The following is a 17,655-nucleotide window of genomic DNA, read 5'->3' on the forward strand; positions in this document are numbered from 1 at the left end:
ATAATCACTAGAATAATGGCGATAATAATAGACTGAGTTGCGCGAGCAGCTAACACCGACCGGCGTTGTAACTTGGCAGTTTGTTTAGCTGAATCAAAAAACATATAAAAACCTGATATTCATTCTCGGCAACGCATTTACCTTATAAGCATTAGTTTGAGATGTAAAGTCAAATTTATTGATTATCTCTATTATTTCAATGGGTAATATTTACTCTTATATTATGAGCTAGATTATATGCTGAGCTGCAATAATTCATTGGTTATAAATTCTGATTTATCTGGAAGGAACAGCCCCAGCACAGCTGATTCTGTGCACGAACGCATTGATGCTGCCGAAGATACACGCGGTGATCACGACGGCACTCTGGCTGCCTGGTTGTCGGCGGTGACCGGAGAACAGCGGGCTGGTTAATTTTACGTTGTAGGTTTTACGGTAGTATTCAGCATTGGCATTGGTTAATCCTACGGTTGTGGTCAGGCAGGCCATGAGTGTGATGCTGGCGAGCAGCCATAATAGGATACAGAGTGGTTGTAAAGCCTAAATTCATACACAACCTTACGTTGCTCTGACATTACACGCGCTGCTTTGAGTTTTAATATCGTAATAAATAAAAAAATAGCACGGGAATTTTGGGTATGCAGTACACAGAACAAGATAGAAAGGTCTTACATGACACATGGATGAGCTATAAGGCCAAGATGAGAGTGACCCAAATCGAAATGGCGAAACGGTTAGGGATCAGTCAGCTTATCTTTTCCGATATATTACGAGGTAAGTTGTCTCTTGAGCATCGGTTTGTAAGTCAGTTCTGTAACTTTATGGCTGTTGACCCGGTACTGACCTTACCATCGTTGCGAAATCAAATGGGTACGGCGATGCCTAATTCAGTAACCGTAACAAATACCTATATTCTTGATGGTGACATCAAAAATGTGCGTTACGACGGTAACCAATTAGTGGTCGAGTACGAACATAGTGTTAATGTGTAATTGTTACCTCATCCTAAAATTACAGTTATAAAAAAGCCCTCATACTGAGGGCTTTTTAAATGCTGTGAAAAGTGTTTTTATGAGGTTTCCCCCCTTATCTTTCTTGCCATTCAATTCACACTCCGGAATTAAACAATATAAGATCCCGGCGCAAGCAATAGATACCAACAGGTCTGATGGCCAGTGCATGCCTAGCCAGATCCGACTGGTGCCTACACCGGTTGCCCATAATAAGATAATAAATGCGGGTATTAGCTGTTTTCGGCGTAAGAAAAATCCGCCCCAGAAGACAACACAAACGGCCGCGAAAATAGTGTGTCCTGACGGCATTGAATAGTTTGTTTCGCCTTGCCAGTGCCGAGTACGCCAATGGCTGACATTGTCGGTGGCTTGTTCGACAACCGCTTCTTTATTTGTGCCATCCAACTGATAAAAGCTCTGTACGGAATCGACCAGTCCAAGGCTTTGCAGTTCATAACTGTATGGGCGGGGAATTTCGGTAATGTGCTTTAATCCGGTTTTAGCGACAAAGCTTAGTGTTAACAAAATGCCAAATTGAAGCCATAAACGGATCAGTTTTCTTTTGGGGTATTTCAGGAACAGAGGGATCAGGCAAAGCAGCCCTGTGGTGATCAGAAAGTATGGGTTTCCTGCAGAATCGGTGAGCAGGGTAAAGAGCAAGCCTGTCAGATCATTAACCTCTGTTGTAAAAGCAGGTTGAGGAAGAAAGACAAGTACACTGGTCATTAATACCGCAAACAGGGACAGGGCGATGATCCCTGGTATTTTTTTAGAAATAAATGAAGAAGTTAACATTTTTTGCTTTTGTTATTAAACGAGTTTGAATTTTATCAGATGCTCCCTCCTGTAACGTAAAAAAATTGTCATTTTTTGTCATTTAGTATCAGACAGGCACTCCTTACCGTCAAAATATTAGCCTGTTCGAACGATCAAATCGCAGAACGTATTTTTTCGCCTGTAAGTATAGGATCAACATATTTACTTTCTTTATTTTCGTACAATATCAGCGACTAAATTGGCATCTATGGAAGACGTAAAAGTATGAATCAGTACCGATATCATGTGATGCAGCATGACGGCATGGGTGTAGAGCTTGTTGATACATATAAAATGTGGGCAGAGGCGGTTTTATCGGCGGTATCATTGACTGTCGAAGCGTCAAGTTCCGGGTCTTCCCGTCGAATCGCCAGAGATAAGCGGTATATCATTGATACCGAGGCTAAAGAAGGTGATGAAGATGTGTTTATTATCGATGAAACGAAAAAAGTTTTCAGTACTGGCCATCGTCGCAGAGCCTACTTAGATCGTTTGTCCCTGCTGCCAATCGCTACATTGGCAATGAGCCAGCTCGCTGAATGCATTGCGTCTCTTAATACGATTACAGTATTATCATCTCTGTTGAAGAGTACATCGGCACTGAAAGAGTTAATGCATGGGAATGAAGAACTGCCGTCTTCTGATGATTTGTCAGCATTACCTTCACCTCTTACGCGATATTTAGATCCTGATAGTGACGTATGTCTGGTGGTTTATCACCGTGAACATGTGATCGCTATGGCAAGTTTTAGTCGCTATATCGAAGATCATCGCTTTGCTTTATCTTGCGATGAATTGTGCTACGAGCTCTCACTACATACGGTATTTGTACATTCGCAATACCGGGGACTCGGAATAGCAAGTTCTTTGACTGACACAATCATCAATATTGTCCGCAAAGACATGAAACACCTGCATCAGGCATTGAGTGAAGGGGGGATTCAGTTGAGCCCATGGTTTTCTGCGGTTGCGCTTACACCTGGTGGTGAAGTGATCTGCGATAAAATTAGTGAAGCGTTTGTTGAAGTGAATGAAGATATTGTCGGTGAACTTGCGGATGAGGGGGTGCATATAGATTATCAAGAACCCGTTATCTGTGTGGAAAGTGTTGCCAATTGATGGTTTTTGTTCCAGAGGATATTCACCGGAAGAGAAAAAAGCCTGTTAAAAAACAGGCTTTTAAATTCATTAGGCGGCAATGCCTGAAAAGAGGTCTTTCCGCTCATTGAAGCGGTTTACCAGATCGTCAATGTCATTCTGGCAATACGGCTTAAGTCCGCTCATTACCATACGCTTACGGCCCGTGCCTACAACTTCGCCATTCTCCTTAAAGCAGAATTTTAGTGTCACGCTCCCACGTTTGCCATCAACATCAATTTCAGAATCGGTCAGTTCAACAGTCGGCGCAGTGAGATCTAAACGGGTAAAATCCAGTTCCATGCTTTCGTAGATCACAAGAGGACGGGTTGGATTGATCATCATTTGTTTCGATTCCATTAGAGGAACCATGATGTGGGGGAAGTTCATTCCCGAAAACTGCACATAACTTTTAGTCACTTGTGCAATTAAATCTTGATTCATAGTGGTATCACCTTCGCGGGTGATATGCAGGTACTCTTTACCTTTAGCATCCACCAACGACAGTTCTGTATCAGATTTGGTATCGAGACTTACTGCAATGCCGTCATTAATCATACCGGCGAAGTCAAAACGCATTTTGTGGCTCAGGCCTGCTTTTGAAAGCACAACAGAAAACAGCAGATCACCCGGTACACAAAAACGTTTATTGTCTTCATCATGAATTGGATTGAAATCCCCCGCGATCTTTTTAGCGAAGTGGCTTGCTTGTTCACGAGTAAAAGAATACTCACTGTTCTGTTCTGAATAATACGAATCTAAAAACATGCTTAATTTATGAATACCTTAATCATTACACTGCGATCTATTGTACATGAGAAGAAGCATCAAATGGTCTAGCCAGATGAATTTCGTTCCTTGGAGGGTAATTATGATAGGAAAATGAATAAACAGACCAATTTGTTGGCAAAATATTTTAAGCGGGCAGCAAAGTAATCGGATGGATTTTGGCTCTATGGCCCTAATGTCAGGATTTTCGCGCAGTAAAATCGTGTCATGGTGATAGAAAACAGCATCAATTGAGGTGCAATGTGACATGTTTTATCCTTCTTTAGGCTGAACTGTGCTGAAATGAGTCATATTTGTTATAGATGGTGTTTCATTGCTATCATGAATCAATGTTCGAAAATGTGACTTTTTTAAGTGCAACAAACCGAATAGTTATGTATGATGCGCCCCGCAAACATAATAAAAACAAAGTAATATCGAATTCTAGGCTAGGGTTGCTTTATCTGAGGTTTATTAAAATAGTGCAAAAAGCGTACGTCAAATACGACTAAACAGCACATATAACATCTTCTAACGTGTAGAAGCTCAGGAAAAATAAAGCAGCACGGAAGCTGCAAACAAAAAAGCACTCAGCAGCGATGAGTTATCATCGCTTGCTGAGCGCTAATAAAATAGTTTGCAGCGTTATACCAATCGGGACAATTATCCCGATCGGTATTAGATTCGACTGATCAGCGGTATTACCCGAACCGTTTCACCTATCTCCACACCTGGTTGCTCAGGTACAATCTCAATCAGGCAGTTTGCCTCACTCATTGAACGTAAAACCCCTGAACCTTGCTGGCCCGTTGTTTTCACCGACAATCTGCCATTTGCATCCAGCTTGTAGATGCCACGGGTGTATTCTGTTCGTCCAGGGCGTGAGAGCAGGCGCTCTGCGGCGGCGGCATTAAAGACCTGCGGCTGCCAGTTTTCGATACCTTGTAGTTTACGAATGGCGGGTTCAACAAATTGCAGGAAGACAACCATCACGGCAACAGGGTTGCCCGGGAGACCAAAGAAAGGTGTTTCCGCAATTTTCCCAAAGGCCAGCGGACGTCCCGGACGCATGTTTATACGCCAGAAGTTGATCTCGCCCAGTTTGTTCAATACGGTTTTTATATAGTCCGCATCGCCAACAGAAACCCCACCCGATGACAGTATTAAATCAGCTTGTTGGCTGGCCTGAGTGAGGGTGGCTTCAAGTGACGCTTCGCTGTCTTCGATAATGCCGAAATCAATCACTTCGCAACCAATCTGAGTTAGCATTGCATGCAGTGTGTAGCGATTGGAATCGTAAATGCAGTTATCTTTCTGGACTTCGCCGGGCTGCTGTACTTCATCACCGGTCGAGAAAATCGCGACTTTAATTGGGGTGTTGATACTGACGTTATCAATACCCAGCGAGGCAATCATTCCTAGCTCTGGGGCTGAGATTTGCGTTCCTTTAGCAATCGCGACTTGACCGATGGCGAGATCTTCACCCGCCAGACGAACATTCTGTCCCGGATAAATGGCTGATTTCTGAGTGCCGAAGGTGACAGTGTCACTTCCTTCTATTGCTTGCTCGCGCATGACCACGGTATCGGCATGTTCCGGCACGGGCGCGCCAGTCATAATGCGTACAGCCTGACCTTTTTCCAGTGGTTGATCATAGCAATGACCGGCCATGACGTGTGCCACCACCTGATACGCTTTGCTTTTTTGTTCGTCTTTGCTTGGTATGTCGTCACCGCGAATAGCATAACCATCCATCGCAGAATTGGTGTGCTGCGGTACATTGACTGGCGACGAAATGTCGTGTGCGACAATTTGTCCTAACGCCTCTTTAAGCGGAACCGATTGAGCGGATGCTGGTGGAACAATCTGACTCAGAATGCGCTGGCGTCCGTCATCGACCGATAGCATGCCGGAGGGGGAAAGATCGCTGCAGGCTAAACCTTGTTTCTGTTTTTTCTCTTTGAATGCATTACCTTGCTTGGCAAAGCTCACGACAAAGTCGGTGATTTCATCCAGGTTGTTAATATCCATTGTTGGTAATGTGGTATCCGCTGTCACATTGGCAGCAACTGCGATGATGTTGGGATCGTCAGGGTGTAACCAGGGTTTACCGACTTCTTCCCGATGTAATTCGATTTTTGGGAAACTGAGCTTTTTAAAACCTTCAACCAAAATCAGATCCAGCTGCGTATGATCCAGCTGAGAAACCAGGTAGGGCAGGTTGGCTTCTTCATCAGGCGTTTCAGTTACCAGTGCATGACGATAGCGTGAAGAGATCAGCATCTGCCTAGCCCCGGCTTTACGTAAGCGATAGCTGTCTTTACCTTCCTGATCGATATCGAAATTATGGTGGGCGTGTTTTATGACCGCCACGCGAATATCCCGCTCGACGAGTTTAGGCAGCATTGCTTCAAGCAGAGTGGTTTTTCCTGTACCACTGAAGGCGGCAAAACCAAGCAGGGGAAGAGAGGCGTTAATTTGACTCATAGCTTTGTCCAAATTGTTGTAATTCTTCTGGCGTGTTGAGGTTCGCGAATGCATTCGGCTGATCGCTGAAATCAACGGTGATCATGTTGCACTGGCGATACAGCAGGATGATTTTTCGATCACCATTGGCAAGGAAAGCTTCCAGTTTGGGTAAGATACGGCGGTTAACGAGTGTCACGACTGGCTGAATATGATCGCCATCGTGGGCAACGGCAATATCGGTATCTTCCTGACAAGCATTGGCCATACGAGTAACTAAGTCGGAAGGGAGCCGCGGACAGTCACAGGGTACAAAGCCGATCCATTCATTATCTTTATGGTGTAGCGCTGCATGCATGCCACCTAACGGGCCGGGATAATTCTGAATATGATCGCCGAACACCGAACCATAAGCTTGGTAACGGTCGCAGTTGCGGTTGGCATTGATGGCGATCGATGATGTCTGCGTTTTTAACGCTTCGATCACATGTTCGATCATGGCTTTGCCGGCAAGTTCAACGAGCCCTTTATCATTGCCCCCCATACGGCTGGCTTGTCCGCCAGCTAAAATGACCCAACTTGTTTGTTCAGCCGTAGGCATAGTTGTTATTGTCCTCATTCACGAGCTGTAAATCTGCTCGTTCAATTAGTTTTGCATTGGTAATTGTCCACTGGCGACGGCATAAAGCGGTGAGTGCATTTTGCTGGTGGCTGGTGATCACCAGGCTTGAACCTCGTTCAAGCAGATCTTCAGTCAGATGAACTTGCCGTTCAATTGATTCGCAGTCCAGACTGGCACTTGATTCATCCATCAGTAATACACTGGGTTTTAATACCCAGGCACGCGCCATTGCTACACGCTGTCTTTCACCACCTGAAAGCACTGAGATATGCTCGTCGGCCAGAGTCTCTAACCCTACCATACGTAAAGCATTAATGACTTCACTTCGGCGCGTTCTGCGATCTTTTATGGCGAATTTAAGACCATAGCAGACATTATCAAATACAGAACCGTCGAACATATAGGGGGTTTGGTGCATATATATAACTCCACCCTTGCTCTCACCTCTGAACAGGCGGGATAGCCATGACTGATTTTGCAAGTTGACCCGACCAGTTGTCGGTTTTTGCAATCCGGAAAGAATTTTGAGCAGGGTAGTTTTACCGACACCATTATCGCCAGTTAAATAGATTGCCTCTTGAGGGCCAAGGCTGAGCTGAGGTATGTGAAATAGCAGGCGATCTTTAAATCGCATCGAGAGGTCATGTGCCTGAATGGAGATTTGTGTCATCACCTGTTCCTCTGCTTAATTGGTACGCAAGTGGGCTTTGCCACGAGCAACAGATAAAAAGAAATTTAGCCCCAGCGCCAGAATTAATAATATCATGCCCAGGGCAACGCCTTGTGAAAATGCTCCTTTAGAGCTTTCAAGGGCAATTGCGGAGGGAATATTTCGGGTTGAGTTCAAAATGTTGCCGCCGACCATCATCGAGCAGCCCACTTCTGTAATAATACGGCTGAACGCTGCAATAACCGCGGCAAATAAAGGAAAGCGGCTCTCCCACATCAGGCTGATGAAGGCACGCGGTAAGCTTGCGCCTAAGGTCAAAGCGGTTTCCCATGCCCGGCGATCACTATTTTGAAAAGCGGCGTGCATCATCGAGACTAAAATCGGAAAACAGATAAGAATCTGACCCAGCACCATGGCTTGTTGGGTAAACAACATTTTCCAGTCACCCAATGGGCCTGAGCGTGACAATAACATGTAGAGCAGTAAGCCGATCACCACCGTGGGGATCGACTGGAAAGTATTAAACAGCGATAGGATCAGCCATCGTCCTGGAAATTTCCCGTAGGCGAGGGCAAATCCTATCGTCAATGCTGGCAATAGCACAATACCAATTGCCAGCAAAGAGACCGAAAATGACACACCCACAATTCCCCATAATGCCATATCACCGCTAAATAAAAGTTGAACAGCTTGTTGGGTTGTTTGCCAAATATCCATTATTTCGTAATGTTATCCACGTCAAGTGAGTGTGTTGAGAACGGTTTACTGTGCGATAGCATCTGCAACGAACAACTGTTCATTATGACGCTTGTAGTTGTTAATCATGGATTGTGCTTTCGGGTTCACTAACCAGTCGCTGAATGTTTTTGCGCCTTGGTAGTTGATATCCGGATAGCGGCTTGGGTTAACCAGAATAACCTGATACGGGTTAAACAGACGCTTATCACCTTCAACCATGATTTTCAGGTCTAGCTTATTCTGGTATGCCAGCCAAGTACCACGATCAGTCATGGTATACGCCTGAAGTTCTGACGCCATATTCAGGGTCGGCCCCATACCTTGGCCTACTGCTTTATAACCACCGAAATCAGGTTCGATCGTGGTTTGTGCCCATAGGTTCAGTTCTTTTTTATGTGTGCCGGAATCGTCGCCCCGAGAAACAAACGTCGCATTGTATGAGGCAATGCTAGTCAGCGCTATAACAACATCCTTTCCGCCCGCAATTTTCGCCGGATCGCTATCAGGGCCAACCACGACAAAATCATTGTGCATCAATTTACGAGGCAGGACGCCGAAACCATTATCAACGAATTTTGCTTCTGCCTTTGGCGCATGTGTCATCACCAAATCAACATCGCCGTTCTCGCCCATACGCAGTGATTTACCGGTACCGGCGGCCAAGACTTCAACACTGTAACCCGTATCTTTTTTGAATTCTGGTAACAGGTGATCAAGTAAGCCTGAATGGTAAGTACTGGTTGTTGTCGCAAGGCGAATGGTCTTGTTTTCAGCCGCATGAGAGATGGTTGCCGAAGCAAGGCTGAGAATAACGAGTGTCGCTTTCATATATTTCATAGGTTTTCCTGACGCTAAGTCACTATTATTGTTGTAAAGTGGTAGGTTATTGAAAAAGGCAAGGAGTAGGTAAACGCCCCCTTAAATTTACGCTGCTGCTGAGATAACGTTGATTAGCAATCTATGGCAAATCAGATGCCAACTTGTACACAGCTCTAACATTAACGCTAATGACCTCCATGTATGAATGATTTAAAGCAAAAAAGCATGCGAAATTCATCAATATTGTTGTGATGGTATGAAATAGTTTTGATTTTGATAAGTGACATGGAACAAAATCTCGTATTTTACAATTCTGGCTTCTTATCTTAGTCAAACTGTAACCGAGCGCCGTGCTAAGTTTTTTTATGCCTATACTTGGGTTAAATACCAATAATAAGGCTTAAGTTATGAAGCTAATATTTCTTATTACAGGGATTTTGTTACAAGGAGTGGCCTTATATGTAGCTTTTTATACGGAGCTGAGAGGTAATATCTACTTGGCAACCATTGTCTCGGTCTTATCAATTTGCTGTTTAATTTCAGTCAGAAGTTTAATTGCACCAGCCTCCATGATGGCAGGTATCCTGATTGGACTGTCGCTCTCCCATAATGAATCGGATTTGAAATTTTTAAATCACCTGGAAAGTTCCGTCTATGCTGCGTTTGCCCCAGTGCTGTCTGTTCAACAGAATGTCGAACCGATTAAAAGTTTGGATTTTTCATCTATCGAAAAAAAATGAGCGACTTCTTGAGAAATAGAACGTTTTGTGTGCTTTGATGTGTCACTCTGGATAAAACAAAGGGATCAGGAGTTGCTGTCCTGCGATAATAATTGAATCTGACAGCTTGTTGACCTGCTTTATATGCGAGACGGTTGTGTTGTTGATTTGAGCAAGTTCGCTCAATGATTCGCCCGGTTGAATGTTGTGAATCGTGAATTTGTATTTTATATAACCATGACTCCCTTCATTTTTGTAAAAAGCTTCTATTTTGTCTTTAGGCAGAAGAATGAGATTATCTCGCTTTTCCAGAGTATAGCCAGCCGTGTAACCAGGATTGAGTGCATACAGCGCTTTGCTTGATATATTTGCATGGCTGGCTATAACCTCTAATTGAACGCGGGTATTTACAATCACCTTAGACAGCACTGGTGCGGGCTTGATAGTTGCGAAGTCCAGATTATATTTGTTGTGATGTTTAATAATGTCGGCCATGGCTAACAATTTAGGAACATATAATCGCGTTTCTTTCGGCAATTCTAATGCCCAGAAATCAGTTGATTTCCCTTCAGATTGATTCTTTTTGATCGCATTTCGGACCCGCGCTCCACCTGTATTATAAGCGGCAATGGCATGAAGCCAATTACCGTTAAACCTTTCATGAAGGTATTCCAGCAAATCTAATGCAGCGTCAGTTGATGCCAGAACATCACGGCGTCCGTCGTAACCTTTCCAATATTCCAGGCCGAATGCTTTTCCTGTAGGCGCGGTGATCTGCCAAAGACCGGCAGCGGCTCGAGGTGAATAGGCAAACTGATCGAAAGCACTTTCGATGAAAGGTAACAGAGCAACTTCAATGGGCATGTCGCGCTGTTGTACCTTGTCATACATGAGATACAAGAAAGGTTCGGCCCGTCGGGTTACCGTTCTGATGTGGTAAGGATTATTCACAAACCAGTGACGAGAGTGTCGGATGCGTTTATTGTCGGGAACCGGCAATGAAAAGGAACGGCCTAAGATATCCCACAAGTCAGGTTCGATTTTCTCTGAAACATCGGGAATAGGTTGTTGTAACCTTTGCTGTGGCCGTTCTGCGGCAATATAAGTACCACTGTGTCGCTGGTGGTCAATATGACTGGGTTGATTGATGGTTTCTGGAGTCAAATCAATCACCGAACTATTGTTCGATTGATGGTTGCTGTTTGTAGCGTTTTCCAGAAGATGTGCACTCTGACAGCCTGAAAGCAAAATTGTACTGAACAATAAAAAATTATAATGCATATTGATTCTTTTTAACTACCAATGATTTTAAGTTATTCATATCGTTGCGCAATATTGATTTCCAAATTTCACCTGTAGTTAAATTTATAGCAGGTAAAATTTATCCTGCTTATAAATCAATCTATCTATTGGCTTGGGTATATTGAGTGTGAAAAAAATTTCACCGATGAAATGTCGATCTTTGGTTATGCTTAATAAGCTAAATCGACAAGATCTAAAAGTAAGAGGTAGGAAATGTCAGATGTTCTTTATCCAGTTGGAACGGTTTTAAAAATTCGTTGTAGCACATACTGGCACTATGGCATGTCGGACGGACAAGGTAGTGTGATCCATAATTCGAAAAAACGACGCAGAGTTCAGTTTGATACGCTGGAAGCGTTCTCTGACGGGAAGGAAATTGTTGTCAGCTCTATTGTCGGGCAGGATCCTGAGCAGGCCTATATCAACGGTCAAAAATACTTAGGGATGCCGTATAATTTATTTAATCAAAATTGCGAACAATTTGTCCGTGAATCTCATGGTTTACCCGTAGAGTGTACTCAATTACAGCGTTTTATCGTCTTAATGCTTGGTGGTTATTTGGTATTGAGGGCACAAGAGCGCTTGATAAAGTTGGCGGGAATAGGGCTGTTGTGCGGAGGCTTGACCGCACCTTCTGAAAAAAAACCGTATCGTCGTGCGATAATAGGTGCCCAACTTGCAGTGGGAAGCGCTATATTATTTACAAGGGTTGCTCGTCTGCTTGTCCGACGAAGCAGCCCCCCTGTGACTAACTAATTTATTTATATGTTGATCGTCTTGTATTCGATCCGTGGCACAGAAAAAGATATCTCTGTCAGGTATGTTTATAATACGAGTAGAGTAATTGCACTAGTTGCATTAATTGAATGGAATCCATTGTGACTATTTTCATTGAACGCGAACATGATTTTCATCTGGATGATATCGTAGAAATGTCAGAGACAATTGCCGAAGAGTTAGCTCAGGAATATGGTATAAACTGGTCTTGGCAGGAAGGTAAACTGGTCATTCACCATGCATCGGCACGTGGATTTTTACATTCACAGGAAGGCAAGATTGTTATTCAGCTTAAATTGGGGTTTGCTGCGAGTTTTTTTGCATCTACGATTGAAAACCATATCACGGAACGTCTGGATCAACTGCTAATATCTAATTAATTTAGGTCTTGGTAACGAGGGCCGAGTAACGAGAACCTAGTTACTAGATTCTCGCTTCTCGATACTCATTACTCGATGCTAGCTTCTCGCCCCCAGAGGTATACCGCTACACCCTCCCGCTTCAAACCTTCAAATATTTGATCCCGCCCACGTAAAATCGCTCTTTTAGTAAGAACATTCTAATTGAAATTCTTATTCTATGTATAAGCAGTCAGACAAACACCACTGGCTGACAACAGATGGAATAGAAATTAGGAGGGCGCAATAATGGGCATCTTTAAACAGACTGCGGATGAATCAGGCAAAGAAAAAAAACTTGTCCGTGATGCCATGGTCTACAACATTTGGTTAGCCGGACTGGGCGCTTATGCGAAAAGTGCGGATGAAGTGAATCAGTTATCGGATAAAGGTAAAAGCTTGTTTGATGAACTGGTAGAGCGCGGACATGCGGTTGAATCAAAAACCAAAGAACGTGTGCATACTGCACGTAATCAAACATCCATTGCGATTGAAGAACGCGTCCACCAGATGGTGCAGAAATTTATCGGTATCGATAATGAGCGTTTGAATCGTGTGGATGACAAAATTGATCAATTAACAGCCAACATTGAAGCGCTGTTAGTGCGTCAACAAGAAGGTAAGCCAGCAAAAGCAGTTGGAAAATCAGCGACAGCAAAAGCCCCTGTAGCACGCGGTAAGAAACCAGGTGTTGCGCGTCGTAAGCCTGCGAAAGTAGCAGAGACTGTTGTCAAAAAAGAAATTATTTCTGAGAAGCCAATAGTGGCGGAGCCGGTAAAGCACGAAGCCGTAGCTAAGCCTGTAGTTAAGCCTATAGCGGAAAAGACGGAAGTTAAACCTGCACCGGAAAAAGCATAAACATCAGGCGTTGACCTGTCAGGTGGTGACAAAAACAGCGAAAGTGAATTTAAAGTATGCTGAGTTCGCAGGAAGTCTACCAACAATCAATGAGCAGGCATCTGGTGAACAAAATAGCGATAGTCTCATACACAGACCAGCGCTTAAGCGCAGGGGGATAATATTATGATCGACAAAACAGTAGTGAAAGCGGCTAAGAATGTCGTTGAAAGTGGTGAAGGTGTTGCGCGCAATATTTGGTTAGCAGGTCTAGGCCTTTATAGCCGTACACTTGAAGAAGCTCAGCAGTTAAATGAGAAAACGTCTACTGCGTTCGATGAGCTTGTAGAACGCGGGAAAGAAGTGGAAACCCAAGCGAAAGAGTGCATTGGTCAAAATGCCGAGAAGGCTTCTGATGAAGTAGAAGCTGGCATGAATGATCTCTTCTACCGCCTAAGTGGTGTTGACCGTGAAAAACTAGAGCGTATGGATGAGAAAATCGACAAGCTGACACTAGCCGTCGAAAAATTGGCAGAAGTAGAATAGCTGCCAAGGCAGGGTTATGTGTCATCAAGCCAGCCAGATGATAATGTAATCCTGAAGGCATATAACCACACCTTCAGGGGATATGTCTTTTTAGGTCGCGCGTGGGCCATGCACGCGCGCCTTTTTTCCATTGGGTTGGTTAAGTCAAAGCGAGTCGTTGAAATCGGCACCCAATACGTCTTGGCAAGAGAATATTGACAGCATAACAGTAGTGAATGCGTTGTGAGTAAATAGAATTTTTACTGCCATACATTGACTAAACGGGTTATCTAAACCTTAATTAGTAATTAGCTCGGTTATTAACTTTTTATGTTAACAAGGTGGGAGTTATGGATAGCTGGCGTAATAGAGCCTTTAATAAACTCTTATCCCGTGTCATGCGTCAACGCCTTGCCCGTTGTAACTCAACAATAGAAATGCGTGAGTTGATTTCTAGCATTGATAGTTACGGTGCACTCATTAGTATGCCGCAAAATATGGTTGTGACCTCGACCAAGTTCGCTAATGTAGGCTGTGACTGGGTTGATATGCCAAACAGCAGCGGCAATAAAATTGTTCTGTATTTCCACGGTGGTGGATTTTGTTTTCACAGCCCTAACATCCATAATGCCTTCCTTGCCAGGCTTGCCAATGCCACAAAGTCACGAGGCTTAATGGTGAACTATAGTCTGGCTCCGGAAAGACCCTATCCAGCGGCTGCTGACGAATGTTATGCGGTGTATCGGACATTGTTGATCAAAGGCTATTTACCCCATCAGATTTTTTTTGCTGGGGATTCTGCTGGTGGCAATTTAGCGCTAACCACTTTAGTACGTGCGCGAAACGCCAATTTACCGATGCCTGCTGGAGCAATATTATTGTCACCAGTGACAGACATGGCAGTGACAGGAGAGTCTGCATTTACTAAGAGCAAAGATGACCCTTTCTTTGACTTGAGCAGCTTGCTGCTGATGCGTAATAACTATATAGGCAATCATAACCCTTGCGATCCCGATGTTTCTCCTTACTATGCGGCACTGCATGATCTACCACCGATTTTTATTACTGCTGGGACGGAGGAAGTCTTAATGGATGATTCTATTCGCTTAGCGGAAAAGATTGCAGAAGCAGAAGGGGATGTGTCTATTAACGTGGTGAAAGGTGTACCTCATGTTTATCCGCTGTTTTATCAGCTGAGTGAAGCACAAGAAGCAATCAAACTAATGGCGTCATTCGTTGTTGAACGATTTAAAGCGATTAAACCCACCACACCCAGCAAAAAAAAAGCCAGCTAAATTAGGCTGGCTTCATTGATAGCACTCAAGCTGGCTTAGTCTGTCAGTTCAGTTAGCTTTGTTTTCTGGTATTGAATGGCAGAATCCGAAATGTCACCGCTGTTACCCGTTTGCAACCATTTCTTGATGCGTCCTGCATCACCTACAGGCGTCAACTTCCCCTGAGTATCAAGCATGACCATTAATATCTTCTTGCCTTCGATTTTAGTGATCATAGCCAAACAGTGCCCGGCAACATCCAGGTAACCGGTTTTACTCAGCTCTACCGCCCATTTTTTGCCACGCGCTAATAGATTGGTATTGGTATAACCCAGTTTGTATTTTGGTTTTTTGAAGTAAGCGGTATGAACGGCTGTGGTGCTGTATTTGCGAATTTCCGGGTACTGATAAGCGGCATGAACCATTTTTGCTAAGTTGTCAGCGGTTGAGACATTTTCCGGGCTAAGACCTGAACTATCAACAAAGGTTGTATCTGCCATGCCGAGTGATTTTGCTTTATTGTTCATTGCTTCAATGAAGGCATCGTAACCGCCAGGGTAATTTCCGGCGAGTGCCGCTGCCGCCAGATTTTCCGATGACATCAGCGCAATGTGAATAGTTTCACCGCGGCTGAGTTGCGACGCCATTCGGATACGAGAGTAGCCGTTATACATCCGTTCTTTATCTAACGCCGTGAATGTGATTTTTTCTTTCAGAGGTAATTTTGCATCTAGCACCACCATGGCGGTCATGAGCTTGGTGAGCGAGGCTATTGGCATCACCACATCGGCGTTTTTCTTAAAGAGGGTTTTGCCAGATTGTATGTCAGTGACATAGGTACTGACTGACGCAGTTTGGATATTTTCCGGATCCAGTCTGGCCGAGTTGATCTTTGCAGTGGCGGTAAAACTGACACTGAATAAGAATAAATGGAAAAGTAGCGCTCTGCCCACAATGGATCCTTGCAATGTAGTGTTAAATCAATCGGTATATACCCAAGTAACCTTGGGTGTAAAGATAACAAAAAATCAAAGGCTATTGTTTGCTTTTCTTCTACTCCAATGCGAGTGAACGTGCTGTAAAGCAACAGTAATTAAATATAAAATATCGATAACTCAATGGAATACAATAAAAAAGCCAACTAAGGAGTTAGTTGGCTTTCTCATGTCTCTATCGGTAAGCGATCTGTTTTTTTGCACCGGGATCAAATTTCCCGGTTTCTAACTTGCTGCTTTAATCAGCGTTCAAAACGGTTAGCTTTCAAAATTGTAAGTCAGGCTGACCGCATCGGTGATATTTTGTACTGTAGACTCTTGTTGGCCATTGTATTTCGCGAGAATCGAATGCTGGCCTTTAGGAATTTTAACCATCACATTTACGCCTTCACCGACGGGGAGGCCATTAACGTAGAAGCTTGCTGCTTGATTACTGACTAACTTAACATCGAACGACTCCACACCAATTTCCTTGATGATCTGGACATTGATATCTTCGTTGTACTGAACAAACAAGTTGAATGAAACGTTGTAAGTGACATTCCCATCGTAGTCCATCTGAGCAGAATCGACATTGAACTTGTTAACATTGCTCTTGATGTTGATCTGACCAAAACGGGACGCAATGGCGTCATTGACTAATTTGCTGTTGGTCTGCTTATTTTCAAAGCACTCACGAATAGACTGATAAGGAGAGCACTTAAGCTTGCCGTTTAACTTAATCGGAATGGGGCTGGCAAACTCTTTCTTGATTCGAGATACCGCATTCTCTTTGAGAGAAGTGAGCTTCTCGTTGTAGATTTTATTTGACTCACGGATCGCATCATTAAGCTTGTCGATTTTCTTTTTATTCTGGGCAATAAGAGCAGTGTTAGTCTTAATCTTCTCTTGATCAGACTTAATCTCTTTTGACACCTTTTTCATCGAGTCAAAATAGTAATTCGTGCTTTCTTCTGTCCCTGAAAGCATTTCTTCACTCATTTTCAGTTGGAATTCATGGTAGGTCTTTTTCCCACGAATAATGGCAGATTCCAACTGCGCAGTTTGGTTTGTATAAGTGAAGATACTGCTGTTGACCTCAGTGAGTTCCTTCAACTCAGTCGTATTGTTGTACTGTTCTTTAACTTGCTTTATCTGCTCTAGTTCGCTTTCAGTTAGTAATGAAGCCCCTTGAGCACAGAAAGCAGCACTTATCGATAGCAGGAAAATGGCTTTTTTAAGCATTGACTAATGGTTAACCTTTGAAAATAGATTTTTTTAATCCAGCCGCGAGGCTAGCTAACAACAATTCAGCGTGTTTAACGAGCATGACGTGGCTTAGGACTATCATTGCTTGTTGAATATGAATAAGCTGAACTTGCATTCCTTGTACAACATTAGATTTTCTTATAGGCGTATTAAATAATGATTTAGACAGGAAGTCATTATTTTTGTAGTTGTTATTAGGAAAAATTATACATTTATCAAGTTTCTAGATATATCTCAAACCTAAAGTGAGCATTGTTTCATATCGTTTCTAATTAATCCGAGGTAAAGTAAATAGCGGTCAAAATATAGGCGTTACCAAGTCAAATAAATGGCGTTACGCCTATGGGGGTAATATTTAGAGAAAGCTTACCTCTGGTTTTGCGGTTAAGATTTGAACGATGTGTTAGTTGGTCAATGGATTTTCTGGGGATGTTTTCTAATAACAGTTTTGCTTATGTTAACGTTAGTTTAATTATTTTGTATCAATGGCCTTTATATAAATAACGCCGTGAGATTATCACGGCGTTATCA

General features: G+C 43.4%; 18 protein-coding genes and 1 pseudogene. 8 read left to right on the forward strand and 11 right to left on the reverse strand.

What is annotated here, in order from left to right:
• Window positions 1-417 precede the first annotated feature (417 nt).
• Window positions 418-510 (reverse strand): annotated as a pseudogene (locus tag C9I89_RS06750) (branched-chain amino acid transport system II carrier protein); the annotation flags it as partial.
• A gap of 128 nt (window positions 511-638) precedes the next feature.
• Between C9I89_RS06750 and C9I89_RS06755 the strand changes: the two are divergent.
• Window positions 639-992 carry a helix-turn-helix domain-containing protein gene (locus C9I89_RS06755; RefSeq protein WP_107282580.1) on the forward strand — a complete coding sequence of 118 codons (354 nt, stop codon included), beginning with the start codon at window positions 639-641 and terminating at the stop codon, window positions 990-992.
• A gap of 39 nt (window positions 993-1,031) precedes the next feature.
• Here the strand turns inward: C9I89_RS06755 and C9I89_RS06760 are convergent, their stop codons facing one another.
• Entirely contained in the window at window positions 1,032-1,808 is a 777-nt protein-coding gene (locus C9I89_RS06760) for a phosphatase PAP2 family protein (RefSeq protein WP_107282581.1), read from the reverse strand.
• Window positions 1,809-2,054: 246 nt separating this feature from the next.
• Here C9I89_RS06760 and C9I89_RS06765 point away from each other — a divergent pair, with 246 nt between their 5' ends.
• Window positions 2,055-2,948 (forward strand): GNAT family N-acetyltransferase, encoded by an 894-nt coding sequence (locus C9I89_RS06765; protein ID WP_107282582.1) that lies wholly within the window; start codon window positions 2,055-2,057, stop codon window positions 2,946-2,948.
• A gap of 69 nt (window positions 2,949-3,017) precedes the next feature.
• On the opposite strand, the gene C9I89_RS06770 is transcribed toward C9I89_RS06765, so the two are convergent.
• From C9I89_RS06770 to C9I89_RS06800, 6 genes are all read right to left on the reverse strand, one after another.
• Window positions 3,018-3,734 (reverse strand): DUF3581 domain-containing protein, encoded by a 717-nt coding sequence (locus tag C9I89_RS06770; protein ID WP_107282583.1) that lies wholly within the window; start codon window positions 3,732-3,734, stop codon window positions 3,018-3,020.
• Between the two features lie 678 nt (window positions 3,735-4,412).
• The gene (locus C9I89_RS06780) at window positions 4,413-6,221 is read right to left on the reverse strand and encodes a bifunctional molybdopterin-guanine dinucleotide biosynthesis adaptor protein MobB/molybdopterin molybdotransferase MoeA (protein WP_107282585.1); all 1,809 of its coding nucleotides are present in this window, start codon (window positions 6,219-6,221) and stop codon (window positions 4,413-4,415) included.
• A complete protein-coding gene (gene mobA / locus C9I89_RS06785) occupies window positions 6,208-6,801 on the reverse strand; it encodes a molybdenum cofactor guanylyltransferase MobA (protein ID WP_107282586.1) in 594 nt (197 codons plus the stop codon). The genes C9I89_RS06780 and mobA overlap by 14 nt, the downstream gene beginning before the upstream one ends.
• Window positions 6,788-7,492 carry an ATP-binding cassette domain-containing protein gene (locus C9I89_RS06790; protein ID WP_107282587.1) on the reverse strand — a complete coding sequence of 235 codons (705 nt, stop codon included), beginning with the start codon at window positions 7,490-7,492 and terminating at the stop codon, window positions 6,788-6,790. The genes mobA and C9I89_RS06790 overlap by 14 nt, the downstream gene beginning before the upstream one ends.
• Before the next feature lie 15 nt (window positions 7,493-7,507).
• Window positions 7,508-8,209 carry an ABC transporter permease gene (locus tag C9I89_RS06795; protein ID WP_107282588.1) on the reverse strand — a complete coding sequence of 234 codons (702 nt, stop codon included), beginning with the start codon at window positions 8,207-8,209 and terminating at the stop codon, window positions 7,508-7,510.
• Between the two features lie 45 nt (window positions 8,210-8,254).
• A complete protein-coding gene (locus C9I89_RS06800) occupies window positions 8,255-9,067 on the reverse strand; it encodes an ABC transporter substrate-binding protein (RefSeq protein ID WP_107282589.1) in 813 nt (270 codons plus the stop codon).
• 389 nt (window positions 9,068-9,456) lie between these two features.
• On the opposite strand from C9I89_RS06800, the gene C9I89_RS06805 reads away from it, so the two are divergent.
• Window positions 9,457-9,789 (forward strand): hypothetical protein, encoded by a 333-nt coding sequence (locus C9I89_RS06805; protein WP_107282590.1) that lies wholly within the window; start codon window positions 9,457-9,459, stop codon window positions 9,787-9,789.
• Window positions 9,790-9,831: 42 nt separating this feature from the next.
• Here C9I89_RS06805 and C9I89_RS06810 read toward each other — a convergent pair whose 3' ends face one another.
• On the reverse strand, window positions 9,832-11,049 hold the full coding sequence (locus C9I89_RS06810) for a transglycosylase SLT domain-containing protein (RefSeq protein ID WP_107282591.1): 1,218 nt from the start codon (window positions 11,047-11,049) through the stop codon (window positions 9,832-9,834).
• Window positions 11,050-11,283: 234 nt separating this feature from the next.
• On the opposite strand from C9I89_RS06810, the gene C9I89_RS06815 reads away from it, so the two are divergent.
• The 5 genes from C9I89_RS06815 (at window position 11,284) to C9I89_RS06835 (ending at window position 14,902) form a co-directional block, all read left to right on the forward strand.
• A complete protein-coding gene (locus C9I89_RS06815; protein ID WP_107282592.1) occupies window positions 11,284-11,826 on the forward strand; it encodes a lecithin retinol acyltransferase family protein in 543 nt (180 codons plus the stop codon).
• 122 nt (window positions 11,827-11,948) lie between these two features.
• Window positions 11,949-12,227, forward strand: coding sequence for a polyhydroxyalkanoic acid system family protein (locus C9I89_RS06820; protein WP_245905421.1), 279 nt, complete (start codon window positions 11,949-11,951; stop codon window positions 12,225-12,227).
• 267 nt (window positions 12,228-12,494) lie between these two features.
• The gene (locus C9I89_RS06825; RefSeq protein WP_107282594.1) at window positions 12,495-13,103 is read left to right on the forward strand and encodes a phasin-related domain-containing protein; all 609 of its coding nucleotides are present in this window, start codon (window positions 12,495-12,497) and stop codon (window positions 13,101-13,103) included.
• A 165-nt stretch (window positions 13,104-13,268) separates the two neighbouring features.
• The gene (locus C9I89_RS06830) at window positions 13,269-13,628 is read left to right on the forward strand and encodes a phasin-related domain-containing protein (protein WP_107282595.1); all 360 of its coding nucleotides are present in this window, start codon (window positions 13,269-13,271) and stop codon (window positions 13,626-13,628) included.
• A 329-nt stretch (window positions 13,629-13,957) separates the two neighbouring features.
• On the forward strand, window positions 13,958-14,902 hold the full coding sequence (locus C9I89_RS06835) for an alpha/beta hydrolase (protein ID WP_107282596.1): 945 nt from the start codon (window positions 13,958-13,960) through the stop codon (window positions 14,900-14,902).
• Between the two features lie 35 nt (window positions 14,903-14,937).
• Here the strand turns inward: C9I89_RS06835 and pbpG are convergent, their stop codons facing one another.
• Both pbpG and C9I89_RS06845 read right to left on the reverse strand, forming a co-directional pair.
• Window positions 14,938-15,834 carry a D-alanyl-D-alanine endopeptidase gene (pbpG, locus tag C9I89_RS06840; protein WP_107282597.1) on the reverse strand — a complete coding sequence of 299 codons (897 nt, stop codon included), beginning with the start codon at window positions 15,832-15,834 and terminating at the stop codon, window positions 14,938-14,940.
• A gap of 300 nt (window positions 15,835-16,134) precedes the next feature.
• The gene (locus C9I89_RS06845; RefSeq protein WP_107282598.1) at window positions 16,135-17,100 is read right to left on the reverse strand and encodes a hypothetical protein; all 966 of its coding nucleotides are present in this window, start codon (window positions 17,098-17,100) and stop codon (window positions 16,135-16,137) included.
• Window positions 17,101-17,655 lie beyond the last annotated feature (555 nt).

The organism is Photobacterium lipolyticum, from assembly GCF_003026475.1.
GTDB lineage: Bacteria > Pseudomonadota > Gammaproteobacteria > Enterobacterales > Vibrionaceae > Photobacterium > Photobacterium lipolyticum.

Excerpts from the sequence above, each read along its gene's own strand:
- C9I89_RS06765 (WP_107282582.1), top strand. The coding sequence starts at position 2,055 with ATGAATCAGTACCGATATCATGTGATGCAGCATGACGGCATGGGTGTA.
- C9I89_RS06805 (WP_107282590.1), top strand. The coding sequence starts at position 9,457 with ATGAAGCTAATATTTCTTATTACAGGGATTTTGTTACAAGGAGTGGCC.
- C9I89_RS06835 (WP_107282596.1), top strand. The coding sequence starts at position 13,958 with ATGGATAGCTGGCGTAATAGAGCCTTTAATAAACTCTTATCCCGTGTC.
- C9I89_RS06815 (WP_107282592.1), top strand. The coding sequence starts at position 11,284 with ATGTCAGATGTTCTTTATCCAGTTGGAACGGTTTTAAAAATTCGTTGT.
- C9I89_RS06800 (WP_107282589.1), bottom strand. The coding sequence starts at position 9,067 with ATGAAATATATGAAAGCGACACTCGTTATTCTCAGCCTTGCTTCGGCA.
- C9I89_RS06760 (WP_107282581.1), bottom strand. The coding sequence starts at position 1,808 with ATGTTAACTTCTTCATTTATTTCTAAAAAAATACCAGGGATCATCGCC.
- C9I89_RS06755 (WP_107282580.1), top strand. The coding sequence starts at position 639 with ATGCAGTACACAGAACAAGATAGAAAGGTCTTACATGACACATGGATG.
- C9I89_RS06825 (WP_107282594.1), top strand. The coding sequence starts at position 12,495 with ATGGGCATCTTTAAACAGACTGCGGATGAATCAGGCAAAGAAAAAAAA.
- C9I89_RS06780 (WP_107282585.1), bottom strand. The coding sequence starts at position 6,221 with ATGAGTCAAATTAACGCCTCTCTTCCCCTGCTTGGTTTTGCCGCCTTC.
- C9I89_RS06830 (WP_107282595.1), top strand. The coding sequence starts at position 13,269 with ATGATCGACAAAACAGTAGTGAAAGCGGCTAAGAATGTCGTTGAAAGT.
- mobA (WP_107282586.1), bottom strand. The coding sequence starts at position 6,801 with ATGCCTACGGCTGAACAAACAAGTTGGGTCATTTTAGCTGGCGGACAA.
- C9I89_RS06770 (WP_107282583.1), bottom strand. The coding sequence starts at position 3,734 with ATGTTTTTAGATTCGTATTATTCAGAACAGAACAGTGAGTATTCTTTT.
- C9I89_RS06790 (WP_107282587.1), bottom strand. The coding sequence starts at position 7,492 with ATGACACAAATCTCCATTCAGGCACATGACCTCTCGATGCGATTTAAA.
- C9I89_RS06795 (WP_107282588.1), bottom strand. The coding sequence starts at position 8,209 with ATGGATATTTGGCAAACAACCCAACAAGCTGTTCAACTTTTATTTAGC.
- C9I89_RS06810 (WP_107282591.1), bottom strand. The coding sequence starts at position 11,049 with ATGCATTATAATTTTTTATTGTTCAGTACAATTTTGCTTTCAGGCTGT.
- C9I89_RS06845 (WP_107282598.1), bottom strand. The coding sequence starts at position 17,100 with ATGCTTAAAAAAGCCATTTTCCTGCTATCGATAAGTGCTGCTTTCTGT.